General features: G+C 67.3%; 10 protein-coding genes. 1 reads left to right on the top strand and 9 read right to left on the bottom strand.

Features of this window, described 5'->3' with window-relative positions; all coding sequences use genetic code 11:
• Window positions 1-17: 17 nt before the first annotated feature.
• From ACIBTM_RS04900 to ACIBTM_RS04940, 9 genes are all read right to left on the bottom strand, one after another.
• Window positions 18-11,798 (bottom strand): amino acid adenylation domain-containing protein, encoded by an 11,781-nt coding sequence (locus ACIBTM_RS04900; RefSeq protein ID WP_395875217.1) that lies wholly within the window; start codon window positions 11,796-11,798, stop codon window positions 18-20.
• Window positions 11,799-11,853: 55 nt separating this feature from the next.
• Window positions 11,854-12,969: an amidinotransferase gene (locus tag ACIBTM_RS04905; protein WP_395875218.1), complete on the bottom strand. Its 1,116-nt coding sequence runs from the start codon at window positions 12,967-12,969 to the stop codon at window positions 11,854-11,856.
• A gap of 52 nt (window positions 12,970-13,021) precedes the next feature.
• Window positions 13,022-13,978, bottom strand: a complete 957-nt coding sequence (locus ACIBTM_RS04910) for a TauD/TfdA family dioxygenase (protein ID WP_395875219.1) — start codon at window positions 13,976-13,978, stop codon at window positions 13,022-13,024.
• Window positions 13,979-14,018: 40 nt separating this feature from the next.
• Entirely contained in the window at window positions 14,019-14,390 is a 372-nt protein-coding gene (locus tag ACIBTM_RS04915) for a nuclear transport factor 2 family protein (RefSeq protein WP_395875220.1), read from the bottom strand.
• A gap of 53 nt (window positions 14,391-14,443) precedes the next feature.
• Complete coding sequence (locus ACIBTM_RS04920; protein ID WP_395875221.1) at window positions 14,444-15,322, bottom strand: hypothetical protein; 879 nt, start codon at window positions 15,320-15,322, stop codon at window positions 14,444-14,446.
• Window positions 15,323-15,760: 438 nt separating this feature from the next.
• A complete protein-coding gene (locus tag ACIBTM_RS04925) occupies window positions 15,761-17,020 on the bottom strand; it encodes an MFS transporter (protein ID WP_395875222.1) in 1,260 nt (419 codons plus the stop codon).
• Entirely contained in the window at window positions 17,017-17,364 is a 348-nt protein-coding gene (locus ACIBTM_RS04930; RefSeq protein WP_395875223.1) for a VOC family protein, read from the bottom strand. The genes ACIBTM_RS04925 and ACIBTM_RS04930 overlap by 4 nt, the downstream gene beginning before the upstream one ends.
• Window positions 17,361-17,522: a hypothetical protein gene (locus ACIBTM_RS04935; protein WP_016337362.1), complete on the bottom strand. Its 162-nt coding sequence runs from the start codon at window positions 17,520-17,522 to the stop codon at window positions 17,361-17,363. Before ACIBTM_RS04935 ends, ACIBTM_RS04930 begins: the two co-directional genes overlap by 4 nt.
• Window positions 17,523-17,531: 9 nt before the next feature.
• Window positions 17,532-18,668 carry an MFS transporter gene (locus tag ACIBTM_RS04940; protein WP_395875224.1) on the bottom strand — a complete coding sequence of 379 codons (1,137 nt, stop codon included), beginning with the start codon at window positions 18,666-18,668 and terminating at the stop codon, window positions 17,532-17,534.
• 77 nt (window positions 18,669-18,745) lie between these two features.
• Here ACIBTM_RS04940 and ACIBTM_RS04945 point away from each other — a divergent pair, with 77 nt between their 5' ends.
• The gene (locus ACIBTM_RS04945) at window positions 18,746-19,303 is read left to right on the top strand and encodes a helix-turn-helix domain-containing protein (protein ID WP_395875225.1); all 558 of its coding nucleotides are present in this window, start codon (window positions 18,746-18,748) and stop codon (window positions 19,301-19,303) included.

A 19,303-nucleotide genomic window follows, 5' to 3' on the forward strand; every position in this document is an offset into this window, starting at 1 on the left:
CCTTTCAGTGCGCCGGGTCACGCCCGCCCGCGGGCTCTGGCCCTCCTCGATGTCTGTGGCCTGCTCTTCGCCGGTATCCGGACCGCCGGTTCGATGACGCCGTCGGGCCGCCATCGGACGGATTCACCCGTCGAGTGGAACTCCGTGGAGTCGCCGAGCAGGTTCTGCCCCGGACGCCCCGGAACGGCGAGGAACAGCGTCCCCACCGCACCGATCGGTACCGGCCTCAGCCGGGAGTCGAGTACGAGCGCGTGCACATCACGCAGCGGCCTGCCCAGCGCCGGCTCCCCGTCGCGCGCGTCGTGCACCAGCGCGGAACGGAACTCGGTGCGGACCTCGGCCTGGCTCTCCCTCCGGAACCGCGCCAGCGCCGCCGGATCCGGCGGAGTACCGGTCACGACCAGCCTCCGCAGGGTGGGGACACCGGTGAGATCGGCCTTGGCGAATTGTTCCGCGGTGAGAACGAGGTGGGTCACGCCGTCGGCCCGCAGCCGCGGGGCGAGGTCGACGGCCTCCGACGGCGAGAGCACGGTGTGACCGTGCACCAGTGCCAGGGCGAGCGGACCACTTTCCCCGGTCAGGTCACAGACGACCTCGGGGCCGTCGGAGCCGAAGTCGTACTCGATCGCCGCCGCGAGTGCGTAAGCGGCGGCCGCCGCGTGCTGTCCCACGTTCCGCTCGATCCATGCCTGTTCCGTCAGTTCCCGATAGGTCAGCTGTAGGCCGTCCCGCACCATCGCGATCTTGTCCGGTATCCGGGCGGCCTGTTCCCGGACGAGTTCGATGAGGTCTCCGGTCCGTTCCAGCCGCTCCGCCCTGCCCAGGTCGATCAGGTCGTCCTGTTGCTCCGGCGTGGTGAAGCTCAGTTCGGACACGGTCCGCGGCGGCCGGTCCGCAAGCTGCGTCAGTATCAGGTGGTAGGCGTCGACCAGCCGTCGCACGGTGGAGGGGTCGAACAGGCTGACCGCGTAGGTGAAGGTGCCGACCAGGCTTTCCTCGCTGTCCTTGATCTCCGCGCTGAGATCGAACCGGGTCACGATCTCCTGCCCTTCGACGGCACGCCGTTCGTCGAGCGGATGTGTGCGCAACGGCGCGTCGGGGCCTCTTCCTCCGTCGCCCTCGTGATCCGCCGCGGTCTCCGCGAAGGAATGCACGTCGAACCACACCTGGAACAACGGGTGGCGGCCAGGGTCGCGGGACAGTCCCAGCGCGGCCACCAGCCGGTCGAAGGGCAGGTCCTGGTTCTCTTGGGCCAGCCGGACACGGTCGGCGACCTTGCCGATCGTGGTCGCGGTGTCCTCGTTCTGTTCGACGCGGAAGTCGAGAGCCAGTGAGTTGACGAAACATCCGATCAGATCGTGCGTCTGTACCTGCCCTCGGTTGAACACCGGTACACCGACGACCAGGTCTTCCTGACCACTGAACCTGGCCAGTACCAGGTACCACCCGGTGAGCAGCAGGCTGAACAGGCTCACCCCCAGTTCCTTGGCCCGTTCACGCAAGGCGAAGGACAGTTCCGGATCGAACTCCGTGGTGACGAATCCGCCGCGATGGTCCACCGCCACGGGACGAGGCCGGTCGATGGCCAGTTCGAGCGGCCGCGCCCCGGACAGCCGGGATCGCCAATGGCCGAGGAGTTCGGCGAGCCGATCTTCGCTGATCTCGCGACGCTGCCAGGCCGCGAAGTCACGGTACTGGACGCTCAGCTCCGGCAGGTTCGTCGTGACCGGCCCCTCCTCGGCACGCCGCGAGAAGGCGTCGTAGAACTCGCCCAGTTCCGTCAGCAGCAGATCGGCCGACCAGCCGTCGAAGGCGATGTGGTGCACGAAAATACCGAGTGCCGCCTGCTGGTGCTCGCCGGTACCGGTGAGGTAGAGCCGGGCCCGGAACGGGACCTGGGTCGCGAGATCGAACGGCCTCGCGACGTCTTCCGCCACCACGGCGCGCAGACCTTCGAAGTCCTCGACCACCACTCGATCGACGCTCAGTGGCGCCTCGGAGACCGGCAGGACGCTTTGATACGGCTCGCCTTCGGCGTCTTCCTTGATCAGCGTCCGCAACACCTCGTGGCGCTCGTACACCGCGGACACACCGCGCCGCAACGAGTCGAGGTCCGTCCCGGGCAGCACCTCGTAGATGAGGTGGATGTTGTAGGCGGTGGTCCCCGATTCGTAACGGTCGATGAACCACAACCGCTGTTGGGCAAAGGACAGCACCTGCTCGGTTTCGGAGCACGGCGTCGACTTCGTTATCTCGTTCTCCCCGCGGAGCCCCTCCGCCGAAACGGCGACCAGTTCGGCGATGGTCCGGTGCTTGAACAGGGTGGCGATACTGATGCCGGGGTCCAGTTCCTTGCTCAGCCTGCCGACCAGCTTGATCGAGAGGATGCTGTTGCCGCCGAGCGCGAAGAAGTCGTCGTTCACTCCGATCCGGTCCTCCGGGACGCCCAGCACCTCGGCCACGAGGCTCCGTGCCTTGGCCTCCGAGGGATTGCGGGGGGCCACGAAGTCTTCGGTGACGGCCAGCTCCGGTGCGGGCAGCGCCTTGGTGTCCAGTTTGCCGCTGATCGTTCGAGGCAGCCGATCCAGCCTGACCAGCGCGACCGGGACCATGTACTCGGGCAGCTTCTTCCGCAGGTGTTCGAAGACCTCCGCCTGTTCGACGGCCTCCGCGGAGACGAAGTAGCCGACAAGGTCGGTGCCGTCGGGCTCGTTCCCGCGTTCGCGCGCCACCACGACGGCCTGCCGGACGAGCGGATGGCTCGCCAGCACGGTCTCCACTTCACCGAGTTCGATGCGATGGCCTCGCACCTTGACCTGGAGATCATTGCGGCCGACGAATTCCAGGCCGCGATCGGGCAACCAGCGCACGAGGTCGCCACTGCGGTAGAGCCGGTCGTTGCGGGCCGTCGGCGCTCCCGCGTTCCGTTCCCCCGCGAACGGATTGGGCACGAAGCGCTCTTCGGTCAGGTCCGGCCGGTTGAGATACCCGGGGGCCAGCCCCTCACCGCCGATGAACAACTCGCCCACCGCGCCGACCGGGAGCGGACGAAGGTGTGCGTTGAGCACATAGCCGGCGACGTCGGGCAGCAACCGGCCGATGTCGGTGGAACTGGTGTCCGTGCTGTCGTAGAGCTTGGCGCAGGTGAACACCGTGGTTTCGGTGGTGCCGTAACCCGCGGCGAGGCGCGGGCTTTCATCGCCGTACCGGGCGAACCACGGTGCGAGCCGCGGAACGTTCAGCGCTTCCCCGCCGAAGAACACGTAACGCAGGTCTTCGATCCGGTGTCCTTCTTCCTTGTCCAGTGCGACTTCGGCGAACTGGAAGAAGGCCGTCGGCGTCTGGCAGAGCACGGTCACGCCCTCGCGGCGGCAGAGTGCGTGAAACAGGTGCGGGTCGCGCGTCTCCTCGAAGGTCGGCACCACCAGCCGCCCGCCGTAGAGGAAGGCACCCCACTGCTCCCAGACGGTGAAGTCGAAGACGTAGTTGTGGAACAGCGTCCACACGTCGTCCTCGCGCAGGTCGTACACCGGCTCGGTGGTGCGGAAGAGGCGCACGACGTTGGCGTGTGACTGCGGAACCCCCTTCGGGGTGCCGGTGGTACCTGAAGTGAACAGGACGTAGGCGATGTCCGCGCTGGTGACCTCTGTCTCCGGGGCGTGCGCCGGCTGCTCGTCGAGCTCGTCCTGTACCGCCGGATCGTCGACGGCCAGCACCCGGATCCGCGGTTCCCGGCCGGCCACGAGCGCGGCGAGTCGTCCGGCATGCCTCCGGTTGGTGATGATCGTCCGCGCGCCGGTGTCGTCCAGGATGAAGGCGACACGATCGTCGGGATAGCCCGGGTCTACGGGTACGTAACCCGCTCCGGCCTTGAGCACGCCCAAAATCGAGACGGGGACATGATCGCCGCGGTCCAGGCACAACGCGACCAGGCCGCCGCCCACCATCTCCTCGCCGTCGAGGAGGTGATGCGCGAGCTGGTTGGCCGCCTCATCGACGTCCTGATAGGTCAGGCGACGTCCCTTCCACACCAGGGCTTCCTTGTCGGGCAGACGCTTGGCCTGTTCCTCAAAAAGCTTGTGCAGCAAGGCCTCGGACTCGTACGAGGCGCGCGGCGCGCTCCACTCGCACACGATCTCGTGGTGACGGGCCTCGTCGAGGTAGGTCAGGTCCGCCACCCGCGTCGGGTCGTCCTCGGCCAGCTCGGCGAACTGCCGCAGCAGGTGCAGGAACGTCTCACCGAAGTTCGTCACCGTGGACTCGGAGAACAGGCTGGTGGCGTAGTTCAAATCGCATCGGAGCCGATCACGCGAGTCGTCGACGAAGACGCTGAGATCGAACCTCGCGACCGTGTAGAGCATCGCGGTCTCCTCGGAGATCCCCAGCACCGCGGTCTCGTCCTGTGCCCGGCCCGCGGGGGCGCCGAAGCTCTGCACTCCGAAAGCCACCTGGAAGAGGGGATGCCTGCCGGTGTCGCGAGGCACGTCGAGTTCGTCGACCAGCCGTTCGAAGGGCAGTTCCTGATGCCGCAGCGCGTCCAGTACCTCCGCGGCGGTGTTGCGTACGTGGTCCAGCACCGTGTGGCCGGGGTCGATCCGCGAACGCAACGGCAGCGTGTTCACGAAGAAGCCGACCAGACGCTCCAGCTGAGGGTGGTCCCGGTTGGCGAAGGGGACGCCGACCAGGACGTCGTCCTGGTTCGCGAAACAGCGCAGCGTCAGGTGATAGCCGCTGAGCAGCAGGCTGAACAAGCTGACTTTCATCCGCCTGGCGAGGGCCCGCAGCGCCTCGGACAGCCTTTCGTCCAGCTCCAGATGCAGGTTGGCGCCGCGGTAGTCGGTGCGTTCCGGACGAGGATGGTCGGTGATCAGGTCCAGCGTGACCGAGTCGGCGAGCTTCTCCCGCCAGAACCGCAGCAGCTCCTCGGTACGTTCTCCGTCCAGCCGTTCACGCTGCCATACGGCGAAGTCCCGGTATTGCAGAGGTGGCGCGGGCAACGCGCCCACCGGATCCGTGCCCGGGGCGGCTTGTTCGTTCAGCGTGTAGAAGGTGGACAGGTCGTCGAGCACCACATCGGTCGACCAGCCGTCGAAAGCCACATGGTGGATGACGAAGGCCAGATACCGGTCGGCGGTGTCCGCCACCAGGTACAGATGTGCCCGCACCGGGGCCTGCGTGGCGAGGTCGAACGCGACCCGGGAGTGTTCGCGCATGTGATCGTGCATTTCGGCGCGGTCGGCGACCCGCACCGGTTCCAGCGAGAGGTCGACCTCGTCCGCTCCGAGCACGACCTGGCGGCCGGTACCGTCCTCGCCTTCCCGGATGACCGTGCGGAGGATCTCGTGCCGCCGCACCACGTCGGCCACGCTCTTGGCCAGGATCCCGCGGTCCACCCGGTCGGCGACGGTGAAGACCAGTGGCAGGTTGTACGCGTTGGTACCGTCTTCGAACTTTTCGATGAACCACAGCCGCTCCTGCGCGAAAGAGAGCACCTGTCCCTCTGGCGGCTCCGCGGTGGCCGGGGTGATCCTCTGCTCCCGGGAACGGCCGTCGAGTCCGTCCACGAAACCGCGCACGGTCCGGTACCGCAGCAGATGTTCGACGGTCGCCGGCAACCCGAGTACGCGGTTCAGCGCGGCGACCAGCTTGATCGAGAGGATGCTGTTGCCACCCAGTTCGAAGAAGTCGTCGTCGATTCCGACGTCGCCCGCGTCGAGTCCGAGTATCCCGGCGATGACCTCGCACACCCGTCGATCGGTCTCGTTCCGCGGCCGGGCGGGCGCCCGCGATCCGGGACGCACCGGGTCGGGAAGCGCGGCACGGTCGAGTTTGCCGCTGATGGTCAGCGGCAGCTGTTCGAGTGCCACGAAGCTCGCGGGAACCAGGTGGCCGGGCAGGATCCGCCGCAATTGCCGGTCCAGGTCGGCCGGATCGATCCGCCGCACGCCGACGTAGTAGCCGACCAATGCCGGCTGCCCGAGGTCCTTGACGACCACCGCGCACTGCCGGATGCCGTCGCACCGCGACAGCGCGGCCTCAACCTCGCCCAGTTCGATCCGGTGCCCCCGGATCTTGACCTGGAAATCGTTTCGCCCCAGGTACTCCAGTTCTCCGTCGGCGCGTACACGGGCCAGGTCGCCGGTGCGGTAGAGCCGGTCCTCACCGCGGTACACGAACCGCTCGGCGGTCAGCGCCGGCTGGTTCAGGTAACCGCGCGCCAGACCGGCACCGCCGATCAGCAACTCGCCGACCGCCCCCACCGGGAGTGCGCGGAGGTGCCCGTCCAGCACCTGCGCCGTTTCTCCCGGCAGCGCCGTCCCGAGCCCGACCCCTTGCCGGGTGCCGTCCTCGTCGTGCCGGTACAGCCGCGAAGTCGACCAGATCGTCGTCTCCGTGGGCCCGTAGACGTTGACGACGTCCATGCGACGGGCCAAGGCGCGATCGAGCAACGCCGGGCTCAGCGGCTCGCCGCCGATCAGCAGCAACGTCGATTCCGTACCGGTCAACCGGTCGAGGAGTACATCGCAGACGCTGGGTGTGGCCTGCACGAAGTCAAGGTCTCGACAGTCCAGCGTCTCCGGCAGGACGGCGGCGAGGTCCACCCTGCCACCGGTGAGCAAGGGCAACCCGTACTCGAGACCGAAGATGTCGAACACGTGATTGGTCAGCGCACAGGTGCTGACCGACGTGTGACCGGGGAAGTGCCGCGACTTGACCGCGTCCAGCAGAGCGCAGAACGCCCGGTGCTCGACCATGACGCCCTTGGGAGTCCCTGTGGTACCGGACGTGTAGAGCACATAAGCCAGGTCCGCCGCGCCGACCGGCTCACGGGGACCGTCCCCGCCTGATCCGCTCTCGTCGAGGGCCGTCACGTCCACGGCGACGGGGAACCTGCCCAGATGCTCACCTGTCGTGAGCACCACCTGGGTCGAAGTGTCCTCGACGACATAGGAAACACGGTCGGCCGGATAGGCCGGGTCCACCGGCACGTAGGCGGCTCCTGCCTTCATCACCGCGAGCATCGACACGACGAGTTCGAGCCGCTTTTCCATGCACAGCACCACCAGATCTCCGCGCCGTACACCGTGCTCCGCGACGAGCAGGCCGGCCAGCCGCTCGGCACGCCGATCCAGCTCGCCGTAGGTCAGGCTGTCGCCGCCATGGGTGACGGCCGTCCGCTCCGGTGTCGCCGTCGCCTGCGCCGCGAACCGATCGGCGAAGGAGTGGGGCATGGTTCGCTGGTCGGACGGTGTGGCAGGCCGCGTCTCCTCCACCAGCGCCAGTTCGGCGGTCGGGCGTTCGACGTCGGCGAGCACCTGCTCCAGCATGGTCCGCTGCACCGCGAGCATCTCTTCGACGTAAGCCTTGTCGAACGATTCCTCGGCATAGCTGAGCCGGAAGCCGATCGCCGCCGAAGTCTCCGACACGATCACGGCGAGCGGGTAGTCCAGCTTCTCGTACTCACCGTCGAAACTCGTGCGCAGCCTGGCCTGCCAACCGTCCTGCGCGAGCTTGGGCCAGTTCTCGTAGATGAAGAGGGTGTCGAACAATCTGCTGTCGCCCTTGTGCAGGCTGGAGAGTTCGACAGCGCTGTGGGCATTGAGCTCGTTGATCTGCCGCTGGATCGCCTTGACGTCGCCCAGCACGGTGTCCGCGGGCTCGTCGTGGTCGACGATCAGCGGCAGTGTGTTGATGAACAGGCCGACCGAATTCTCGACGTCGTTGACCGGGATCCCGCGGCCCGACAACACGACACCGGAGATCGTCCGTGTGCTGCCGCCGTAGAGCCGCAGGACCTGATGCCACAGGTGCAGGAACAACGCGTTGGCGGTGATGCCTCGCTCCTGGATGAGGTCCTTGAGCGTCGCGTGGCGATCACCGTCGAGCTCGAACCCGATCTCCCGCATCCGCTTCGTGGCGCGGATGCGCGCCACCTGGACCCCCTCGGCCCGCGCCTCCGGGGTCAGCAGTCCCTGCAGGTCCATATGCCGGTCGAGCCCGGCGAGATAGCCATTCCAGAATTCGGCGTGTTCGCCGCGGTGCTCCTGCAGGTAGCGCTGTCCCGCCGCATAGCCGGCGTCCGGGACGACATCCACCGGCCTTCCCGCGAGAAGGTCCTGATACGCCTCGTGCACGAAGTTGAACAGGACCGTGTTGCTCCAGCCGTCGAGGATCGCGTGGTGGCTGCTGAACAGGCAGGTCCACCGGCTGCTGCCGCGTTTGACCAGGTACACACGGAACAACGAGCCGTCGGCGAGGTCATACGGTTCGGCGCGATCAGCCTCGAGCAGCAGGGTGATCGCGCGTTCCTGCTCGGACGGCGACCGGTCCCCGTGGTCCAGCTCGGTCCAGCGCAAGTCACCCCGCGCGTCGACGATCTGGACCAGTTCCTCCTGCCAGCCGAAGCGCAGCCGGAGGCTGGCGAACCGGCGTTGCGCGCATTCCCAAGCCTCGCGCAGCAGCGCTGCATCCATCTCGACGTGATAGCTCCAGACGGTCTGCACCGTGTAGGCGTCATCGATCCGGCCCCGGGTGACGGCCTGGTAGATGAAACCCTGTTGCAGGCTGTTGGCGAGATGGACGCTCTCCACCTCACGTTCACGCTGGATCTCGTCCAGGTACTCGCCCGAAACCACGTTGTCCACATCGGACGGGGTGAGAAAGCCTCGATCGGCGGTGACCAGTTCCTCGACGAGCGCGACGAGGTTGCGCCGATAGGATTCGGCGATCCGCTCACCGGTCTCGGCGTCAAGCTTGCTGACGATGGTGAAACTCAGCCTGCCGTCGAGCACCATGCCGTTGACGGTCATGATGTTGGTGTCCCGGTTGTCCGCGTGGACCGGCTCACCGGCGGGCTCACGGGTGATGCGCCACGACCGCGCCGCCGCGTCGGCCGCCCCGAACTGCCCGAGATAGTTGAAGTTGACGCGCGGCAGCCGGGTGTTGTCGTAACCGCGGAAGGCGCCGTACCCGATCCCCTTGCCCGGCACGGCCCGCAGCGTGTCCTTCACCGTCCGCAGACTGTCCTGCAGATGCCGAGCCGCCTCGATGCGGACCGGGAACATCGTCGTGAACCAGCCGACCGTACGCGACACGTCCAGTGCCGGGTCGATCTCCTCGCGGCCGTGACCTTCCAGGACGACGTGGTTGACGCGTTGCCCCGTGACCTCGGCCAGCGCGTGCGCGAACGCGGTCAGGAGCAGGTCGTTGATCTGTGTCCGATGGACCTGGTGACAGCCACTGATCAAATCGCCGGTGGTGTCGCGGTCGAGTTCGAACCCGGTCACGGTCCTGGTGTTCTCACTCCGCACCAGCGCCCGCAGCGCGCTGTCGCCGACGCGTGCGAACTCCTCGTCGACCGCGAGCCAATAGGCCTCCTCACCGGGGTGGGCCCGGCCGTACTCCGAGACCGCGCGCGTCCACTGGCGGTAGCTGCTCCCCGGGTCGGCGAGCCGCTCTCCGTCGTACAACGCCCGCAGGTCCTCCGCGAGGATGCGCCAGCTGACCGTGTCCACCATCAGGTGGTGACAGGCGATCAGGATCCGCGCCGTACCGTCGGCACGGCCATCGAGGTAACCCACCCGGTAGACCGGACCGTCGGCGAGGTCGAAATCGCCCTGCCACTCCGTCAGCAGTTCACCCGGGTCCCGGCCGGAGCCGACGACGAGCTCACTGGGCGTGAATTCCTCGGTGTAATACTGTTCCTGCTCACCCGATTCGCCCGGACGGTATCTGAGCCGGAACGCCGCGTGGTGGTCGCCCAGTGCCCGTACGGCGGCTCGGAGCCGGTCGGATTCGAGTTCCGGCGTGGCGATCAGGAACGCCTGGTTCCAGTGATCCGGACGCGGGAAGTCGTTGTCGAAGAACCATCGCTGGATGGGCAGGAGCGGCACGGTACCGGTCAGCTCGCCCGATTCCGCGCTGATCTTCCTCGCTCCGCCTTCTGTATCCGGCTCCTGGACCGCCAGGAACTCGCACTGCTTCTCGATCGTGCCGCGGTTGAGTACCTCGTCGACCGGGATGTGCACGCCCAGCCGCCGCCGAAGCCTGCTCAGCAGTTGGATGGCCACGATGCTGTCGCCGCCGAGTTTGAAGAACTCGTCGGTGACACCGAATTTCCGGTCCCCGGTGTCGAGCAGCTCCGACCACACCTCATGGACGACGCTCTCCAGGCCGGTACGCGGCGCCACGTACTCGTCGATCGGATCGAGCCGCGGCTTGGGGAGGGCGGCGCGATCGATCTTGCCGTTCCCGGTCAGCGGCAAGGAATCAAGGAACAAGTAGGCGCTCGGCACCATGTACTCCGGCAGCGCCTGCCTCAGGAATTCGTCGAGCTCGGCGTCGGAACACCCGAACTCACCCGCCACGACGTAGGCGACCAGGCCCTTGACCTGCTTTTCGACCCCTTCGGTGACCGGGAGGACGACCGCCCGCTCGACGTCGCCGTGCTCCTCGATCGCCTCGCTGACCTCGCTCGGTTCGACCCGGTACCCGTGCACCTTGACCTGATCGTCGCCGCGGCCCACGTACTCCAGAGTGCCGTCGGGCAGCCGGCGCACGAGATCCCCGGTCCGGTAGAGCCGCTCGCCGGCCGATCGCCCTGTTCCCTCGCGGAACGGGTTGGCCGGGAACCGCTCCGCGGTCAGGTCAGGACGATCGAGATAGCCCCTGGCCAGCCCCGCACCACCGATGAAAAGCTCGCCGACCACACCGGCCGGGACCGGCTCGAACCGCTCGTCGAGTACGTAACCCGTGACATTGCCGTAGAGCCTGCCGATGTTGGGATGCGCCCCGGTGTCGGGGAACACGGTGCCCAGCGAAGCACCGACGGTCGCTTCGGTCGGCCCGTATTCGTCGAACACGGTCAACGCCTGCCCCGGGCGTGTCCTGATCGCGCGGAGCACGCCGCGCCCCAGCTTCTCGCCACCGAGGACGACGGTCCGCAGCCCGGTCTGGTGCACGGACACCGCCAGCAACCCGAAGTAGCCCGGGGTGAGTTTCACGAAGGTGACGCCACTCGCGACCAGGTGTTCGCGGTAGGCGTCCAGATCGTGCACCTGCTCCTGGTACACCGCGACCCGGCCGCCCAGGGCGAGGCAGGCCAGGGTCGTGGTCACGGTGAGATCGAAACTGAGGCTGGTCGAGTAGTCGCAGACGTCCTCAGCGGACAGACCGGTCCGTGCGGCCACGTTACGGATGTAGTTGACCACCGCCCGGTGTTCGATCATCACCCCTTTGGGGCGTCCGGTGGTACCCGAGGTGTAGATGACATACGCCAGATCCTCGGGCGTGCAAGAGGACTCGGCTTCCACCAAAGGATATTCGGCCTGTCCGGCATCGGGAGCCGGGCCGTCGACCACGAGAACGTCCACTGAGGACAGTCCGGCGACCCGTCCGGCGTATGCCCGGCCCGCCAACGCGACGACGGCGCCGGTGTCGCCGAGGATGAACCGCAGCCGTTCGTCCGGGATACCCGGGTCGATCGGCACATAGGCGCCACCCGCCTTGAGCACGGCGAGCAAGCTGACCAAGACGTCCGCGCTCCGGTCCTGGATCAGCACGACCCGGACGTCCGGGCCCACCCCGTGCCGATGACGGAGCAACGCGGCGAGCCGGCTGCTCCGCTCATCGACCTCCCGGTAGGTCAGTGCCTCGTCACCACAGCTGATCGCGATGGCGTCGGGCCGTTCCTCCACCCGCCGGGCGAACAGCCCGTGCGCCGTCTCGCCGTCCGGGTATCGGACTTGCGTGCGGTTCCACGCCGCGAGGTCGGCTTGATCTTGCGGCGTGAGGGACATCTACGCACCTTCCAGGTTCGGGACCGCGAGTGAGCCGATGTGGACCGTCGCCGATTCAGGCGTCCAGTTCGGGGAAGTAGGACTGAAGACCACCACGACGGCGGACGTCCAACGTGCAGCAGTGGAAGCTTCCGCCGAACGAGTAGACATCGCGGAAGGGCAAGGGGATCACCGTGAAGCCGAGGGTCTCCAGCAATTTGATCATCGGTTCTTCCCGCTCTTCACAGACGATGGTCTGCTCGTCGAGGTTGAACATGTTCATCGAGATCCAGTTGCTGACCTCGTCCGGGCGGGGAATGGTGTCGGTCACCGAAGGCACCGCGTCCACGACCTCCCATCCGTTGTCCTTGAACAACTGCGGGGTGTCGTCCACGGCGGGCCGCTCGGGGTTCATCATCACCAGCCCCGGCCGCAAGGGGACCATCGTGGCGTCGATGTGCTGGGGATGCGGATCCTTGAACCGCGCACGGTGCACCCGGTACTCCGGCCCGAGCTGCCTGGCGAGCCAGCGGGCCCCGAAATCGTTGGTGACGATGTCGGGCTGATAGAAGATGTCCTTGCCGATCCGGCAGAAGCTCGCCGCGTCGAAACAGGGCTCGAAGTCGGTGAGCGCAGGATGACTGTCGGCGTCGAACGGCGTCTCGACGGTGGAGTAGTCCTTGGTGTACATGGCGTCGGACATCGAGGGTTTGGGCGCGGCCACCCAGCGTGCGCCTCGGTTGAAGTAGTCCTTCACCAGCTCCCGGTAGGCCAGGTATTCGAAGAACCGGACCCGCTGGCCCATGGTCGCTTCGATGATCTGGTCACCGACCACCATGAGGACGTCGCGGGGGCAGGCACTGGCGTTCTGCCCCTTCACCTCGAAGTCGGGCGTCTTGACCGGGACGAAGTACTCGGTGCGCGTCGGCCGGTGAACCGTGATACCGCGCCCCTGCAGGAAGTTCGCGAAGTTGTCCAGCTGTGCCTGCGCGGCCTCGATGTCCTTCTCGTCGCGCGGGTAGCCGTCTCGTGTGCGGACACTCGGGTCACGGACGTAGGGGTTGAACGCCGGTTCGTAGCCCGCCTTGGCGGCGCCGTACGCGTTGCCGACGATGACCTCCTCGAGCGGATCCCACCCGTTGTAGGAGTTCACGACGGATTGCTGCGAGCCGACCTGGTCGGTACTGGTCATGAAACGTTCCCATCGATCCGAGCGGACAGTCCGGTGGAAGTGGCGGGGAAGGTCATCCCATCGCCACCACGATCTTGCGTTTCCCCGTGAACGGGGTACGGCCATGAGCGAACAGGAGGTTGTCGAGCAGCAGGACGTCGCCGCGCTCCCAGGGGAACGCGACCTTCTCCTGCTCGTAGGCGGCGCGGATATGGTCGAGCGTGTCGAGCTCGATGGCCGTTCCGTCGCCGTAGTACGCGTTGCGCGGCAAGCATTCCGTCCCCAGTTCGTCGATCAACGACCGCTGTTCGTTCGCCGCCAGTGCCGAGATGTGGAACAGATGTGCCTGGTTGAACCACACGGGTTCCGAAGTGACGGGGTGCACCAGCGTGGCCTGGCAACGCTGCCGTGTGGTCAGCTCCGGCTTCCCGGGCCCCCAGCGGACTTCGATGCCGTGCTCGACGCAGAACCCCTCCGCGGCCGACCGGTCGTCGGTCTGGAACACCTCCTGCCAGCTCAGGTCGACGCCGGCGGTGTAATTGCGCACGTAGAGCACGCCCAGCCGCTCGAACTTCTCCCGCACGCCGGGGTCGATCCGCTGGTACACCAGGCGGCTGTCGGCCACCGGGGTGTGCCCGCCCGTTTCGGCCACTAGCGCGCTGTAGAAGAAGATCCTGTTCGGCCAGACATCGGCGTAAGAGCTCTCGTTGTGCATCGGGATGCTTTTGTCGGCCGGGTACTCGGTGGCCGTGTAGAGTTTTCCGCCGAGTTTGGTGCGCGGAGTCGACCGATTGACGTAGTCCAGCAGCCGCGGGCTGATCAGCTGCACGGCCTTGTTGAAATCCGACACGGACTTCAACCCGAAACCGCGCAGCAGCACCCCGCCGTGGCTGGTCACCAGCTCGTCGAGGACCACACGGTTGTCCTGGAGCCAGGCCAGGGACTCGGCGCCGTTGTCCGGCCCCCGCAGCAGTACGGGACCCCGGCCGCCCGGCGCGACGGTTTCCAGTTGCTTTCCGATGACGGGCAAGGTAATCGTGGCTCCTCAAAGATCCGGATCGCCCGCGTGTTCACACCGCGGCGGCGTCGAAGTAGGTGTTGCGCTCGACCACCAGCGACTCGCGGAAACGCCAGAAGTCCGCGAAGCGCACGTCGAGGGCGAGCCCGTCTCTCGAACGGCCGATGAGGCTGCCGCGTACCGCCACCTCGTCCTTCCCTTCGATGAGCGACTCGATGGTGTGCTGCCCGGCGTTGATGATCCTCGTCCGGCGGTAGTATTCCTCGATCGATTCCAGGCCGGTGAACGCGTCATATCCGGGGCGCCGGTACACCGCGTTCGAAGCGAAACAGGCCAACGCCGCGGGCACGTTGCCGTGGTCGATGAAACGGTAGTAGTCACTGACGACCGCCGACAGTTCGGGCGGCTCATCGTTCAAAGTCATCCATGTCCCCTCGGTGCATTGTCATGAGCGCCGCGCGAACCCCTGAGTCGAACTCAGGTCCAGGAAACGACCGTATGCTCGTCGACGAAGCCGAGAATTCCGGAAATCGTGATTCTTCTCTTCTCTGAACTCGTCTCCGGTTCCACCGCGTGCACATGTGACCCGTTGAACATGTACACGTCGCCCGGATTGACGTCGAGTCGCACCGCTTCGACTTCTTCCAGTAATTCGAGAGGATAGGGCGAGCCGGTGTAGTGCAGGCCGAGCCTGCGCCTGCTCGCTTCGTCCGGCCGGATGTTCCAGACCACGAGCCTGCCGCCGGAACCGTTGTCGAGGCACATGTTCATCGCCACGACCTGATGATCGGCCGCACGCTGGATTTCGAAGTCGCGCTGACGGGGTTCGGTGCATTGCCCCAGGTCTTCATGGGGCGCCAGCGCGTATTCCCCTTGTCCGTGCCACGACCTGATGATCACCCGGCTCGCTTGACGTCCGTCTCGACCGGCGGGCCGGAACCGGACGCCCTCGGCCGCGAGCGCCTTGGCCAGTCCCTGGTTCAGACCGGCCACCGGATCGTCCGGTACGTCGAGTACGGCGTCGAGCGCCGCATGGAATTCCGCGGCCTCCGCGAGATAATCTTCCGTTGTCTTGTGATAATGGTAGGCACCGAGGTAATGACCGGGAGCGTCCGCTCCACGCCGCCGTCGAGCCGGGCTCGCCCAGAACCTCTCGGTCAGCAAGGCAAGGGTCCGCGCGGGGACCACACCCCGGAATACCACACCCGCCACTTGGCCACGCAAGACGTCCACGACGGCTTCGGGCCGATATTCGTCGAACTCCGCGAATCGGAAGTATTCGACGTCGCCCACCCGGCCCGTGAGCGCCCTGCATTGATCCACGTTCAATATAGCCCCCGCAGTAATCTTCCCCAAAGAAGCGCATGCAAATAGAGGTCGTTCTGCTGCCGCTGAGTTTTTCCCACCCCAAGATCACTTTGCGCCGACGACGCTACCACGACCTTTGCCTGCCCGCCAGGACGGCCATACAGGCCGTCTAACCGAAAATTCCTCGCCCGATTGGAGGATTGCGCCCGAAAAAACGCCGGGGCAGCGCCGTTTCCGCCCGATTCGGCCATCTCACAGAAGGGCCGGAAAAAACTTTTAGCCCGTTCGGCCGCGCGCGCATCACTCAGCGCCACCATGTCCGACGGCACAATTCTGCACCGCAATTTACGACAGTATTCTCCGAAAAACGCCGCGCACCGTCGTTTGCACATCGGTTTTCGTATGGGAGGGCCTGAATGGCCGACGCCCGGGTTCACTTGACGCCGCCCGGGTACGGCCGTACGCGAAATCCGGACCACGACCGACCTAAGTAGGGTCTTGCTTCCGGGCAGTCGTCCGCCCCGCGGCGATCGTGGCCGCCGCCAGGGCGGCCGCGAAAAGCCCGTAGGAGGCCAACAATCCGGTGCCGGACGAGCTCAGCGCGCCACCGACGGCCCGGCCCAGCAACTGCCCGACGCATTCCGCGGTGATGACGGCGGTCGCCAGCTCGGCGGCGGTGAAACCGCTCGCGTCCGCCGTCGTGGCTCTGAGATACAGGCCCGGGTAAGCGAGCCCGACGCCGATCCCGGCGACCGCCCAGGCGACGAGGGCCGTGGCGAACGAACCACCGAAGGCCACGGCCGCGGTGCCGAGGGCGGTCAGGCCCAAGCCCACGACGGGAAAGCGCGCCGAAGGGAACTTGGCCGCCACGAGGCTGGTCAGCGCCCAGCCGAGCGGGGCGGCGCTCAGAACGATCGCCGCCTGCCCGAGGCTCACGTGGAACCCGCTCGTCAGGAGCACGGTGATCAGGCTGTCCGCACCGAAATAGCCGATCGCGAACAGCACCATCGCGCCGAGCGCGGCGGGGGTTCCCGGCCGGAGCCGCGCGGTGCCCGGCGGCAGGATCGCGATCATCCCGGCGACGGTGAGCGCCGTCCCGGCGAGCGTCAGTGGCCAGAAGCCCGCGCTGAACACGACGATCGCCGCTCCCAGCGGCACCGACAGCGTCCACAGCAAAGGCCGTGAAGCGGCATCGGGTGCGTCGCCGCGGGCGGCGCGCACGACCAGCAACCGTCCGAAAAGGACGAACGGCACCGGAAGCAGCAGGGTCCACCGCCAGCCGACGAGATGTTCCAGGCCGAGGGTCGCGGCCGGGCCGACCAGGGCTGGCACGATCCACATCGCCGAAGAGGCCGCGATCACGCGGATCCGCAGCCGGTCGTCGAGATGCCGGATCGCCGAGCTGATACCGAAGACCGCCAGGAGACCGCTGGCGAGCCCGGCGGAGAACTGCCCGACGGCGAACATCCACGCGGTCCGCGCCGACGCGGCCAGGATGAGCCCGCCGAGGTAGGCGATCATCCCGGCGGCGAGCGTGCCGCGAGGGCCCAGCCGGGCGAGGACCCGGCTCGCCAGGGGAAGCGCGACGAACAGTCCCAGCGTCGAGCCGGCGATCAGGAGGCCGAGGTCGCTCCTCGCCTCGAGATCTGCGGCGACGACGGGCAGCAGGGTGGAGGCGACGAAACCGGTGACGGCGGCCGCGAACTCGAGTGCGACGATGCCGACGGCCAGCCGGACTCCTGTCACGTGTAGAGATCTCGGTCGTACAGGTTCAGCTGTACCCAGACCCCGTCCGGATCCCGGACGCGCAGCGAGTGACCGAAGCCCTCGTCCATCGGCGGTCCCGGTTCGAATCCGGCGGCCCGCAGGCGTTCCGCGACGTCCTCCAGCGGTTCCTCGACTTCGAAGGCCAGCTCACAGCGGCCCACGTCGTCGCCGGACGACCGATGGATGGCCAGCATCCCGGCCCCGGCGGGCATCTCGGCCCAGCCGCCGGGGCGCGACACCGGACCGGTCCGCAGGCCGAGCACCTCGTAGAACCGCGTCATGGCCTCGACGTCCGCAGTGTAGCGGATCGGCATGATCTTCATCGCTCGCGTTCCTCACTGGTCCGCAGCAGGTACTCCTCCAGCACCCGTTCGACGAACGACGAGAGCGACTCGTCGGCGTCGACGGACGCGTGCTTCACCCGCTTGATGAGGTCGGGCGGCAGATAGACGTTGAATTGCCGTTTCTCGACCTGAGCCATGCTCGCATGCTAGCAAACGAGCACAAGCAGCACCGTGACCAGCGCCAGACCAGCGCCGATCCACGGGATGGCGGTCAGCGAGGCCCCCCGGCTCAGCGCCCCCGCGACGAAGGCCGGGGTGAGGCTGATGCCCAGTTGGAAGGCCGAGACCGTGGTCGCGCCGGCGAGGGTCGGGGCGGAAGCGGCGATCGTGAAGACCCGTCCGTAGAGCGCCGGATTGAGCACGAAGGCCGCTACGCCCAGAAGGAACACCGTCGGCACGACGACCCAGACGGAAGTGGCGAAAAGCGCGAGTATCGCCGAAAACACCGCGATACCGGCGCCACCGCCGAGCAGCGCGTGGCGCGGGCGGCGGTCGGAGATCCGGCCGCCGATCGACAGTCCGGCGAAGGCGCCGATCCCGAACAGCGCGAGGACCGCGGGGATCCAGACCGCGGGAAGGACGTCCGCGAGCATCGCCGCCAGGTAGTTGAAGGACACCATGTACGCGGCGGTGCTCAGGATGGTGATCGCGTAGACGCCCCAAAGGCGTGGCGTCCGCATGGCGCGCAGTTCCCCCGCAAGGCTGGGTTCCGACGAAGGCGCGGTGGCGGGCAGGCCGATGGCGCACGCGACCACGCCCACGAGGGTCAGCGTCACGACGCCCCAAAAGCCGCCGGTCCAGTCGGTGAGGTTGCTCAGCAGGGTGCCCACCGGTCCCCCGGCCACCATGGCGACGCTGAGCCCGGCGACGACGACGCCGGACGCGCGGGCGTTGCGATCGGGGGTCACCAGGCTGATCGCGGTCACGGCGGCGACCGCGAAGAAGCCGGCGTAGGCGAGACCGGCGACGAACCTGGTGACCAGGAGGATCCAGTAGTCGTCGGCGAGCAGACCGACGGCGATGGCGGCGGCGAAGACGGCCTGTGTGGTCATCAACGCCGTACGCCGCGGCCATTTCAGGCTCAGCACGGCGAACGGCGGACCGCCGAGGACGACACCGAGGGCGAACGCGGTGATGAGCGCGCCCGCGGAGGACAGGGAGACGCCGAGATCGGCGGCGGCCGCGGGCAGGACCCCGGCCATCAGGAACTCGGCGCTCCCCATCGCGAACAGGCTGAAGGCGAGGAGGTAGACCCCGGCGGGAAGGCGTTTCGTCTCGATCATGGCGCCAGCATCGGGAGATTCTGGCTGTTTCGGCAAAGAACTTTGCCGGAACCGGGACGAACTGCTCTGCTGGCGCTATGGAGAGCCAGCCCGCCGTCACCGCGGCGATCGAACTGATCGCGCCCCGCCTGCGCCGCGCCAGGGAGAAGAAGGGCACGACGCTGGTGCAGCTGAGCCGCGCCACCGGCATCTCCACCAGCACCCTGTCGCGTCTCGAATCCGGGCAGCGCAAGCCGAGCCTCGAACTGCTGCTGCCGGTGATCGCCGCGCTGGGCCTGCGCGTCGACGAGATCGTCGCCTCACCGAGAGTGCTCGAAACGCCTTCGGACGGCCGGGTGCTCATCCCGCTCACCCGGCACGAGGACGGGCCCCGCGCCTACAAGATGACGATCCCGGCGGGCGACGACGAACCCCGCACCCGAACGCACACCGGCCGTGAATGGCTCTACGTGCTGCGAGGCAGGCTGCGGCTCGTGCTCGGCGACCAGGATGTCGTGCTAGGTCCCGGCGAAGCCGCCGAGTTCGACTGCCGGACGCCGCATTGGTTCGGCGCCACCGGCCGCGGGCGGGTCGAGGTGCTCAGCCTCTTCGGCGAACAGGGCGAGCGGATCCACGTCCGCGCCCGCACCCGATGA

This window comes from Amycolatopsis sp. NPDC049868, assembly GCF_044461365.1.
Lineage (GTDB): Bacteria > Actinomycetota > Actinomycetes > Mycobacteriales > Pseudonocardiaceae > Amycolatopsis.

Bases quoted from the DNA above. Each gene is read 5' to 3' on its own strand.
- ACIBTM_RS04935 (WP_016337362.1), bottom strand. From the start codon at position 17,522: ATGGCTCAGGTCGAGAAACGGCAATTCAACGTCTATCTGCCGCCCGAC.
- ACIBTM_RS04915 (WP_395875220.1), bottom strand. From the start codon at position 14,390: ATGACTTTGAACGATGAGCCGCCCGAACTGTCGGCGGTCGTCAGTGAC.
- ACIBTM_RS04930 (WP_395875223.1), bottom strand. From the start codon at position 17,364: ATGAAGATCATGCCGATCCGCTACACTGCGGACGTCGAGGCCATGACG.
- ACIBTM_RS04940 (WP_395875224.1), bottom strand. From the start codon at position 18,668: ATGATCGAGACGAAACGCCTTCCCGCCGGGGTCTACCTCCTCGCCTTC.
- ACIBTM_RS04945 (WP_395875225.1), top strand. From the start codon at position 18,746: ATGGAGAGCCAGCCCGCCGTCACCGCGGCGATCGAACTGATCGCGCCC.
- ACIBTM_RS04900 (WP_395875217.1), bottom strand. From the start codon at position 11,798: ATGTCCCTCACGCCGCAAGATCAAGCCGACCTCGCGGCGTGGAACCGC.
- ACIBTM_RS04905 (WP_395875218.1), bottom strand. From the start codon at position 12,969: ATGACCAGTACCGACCAGGTCGGCTCGCAGCAATCCGTCGTGAACTCC.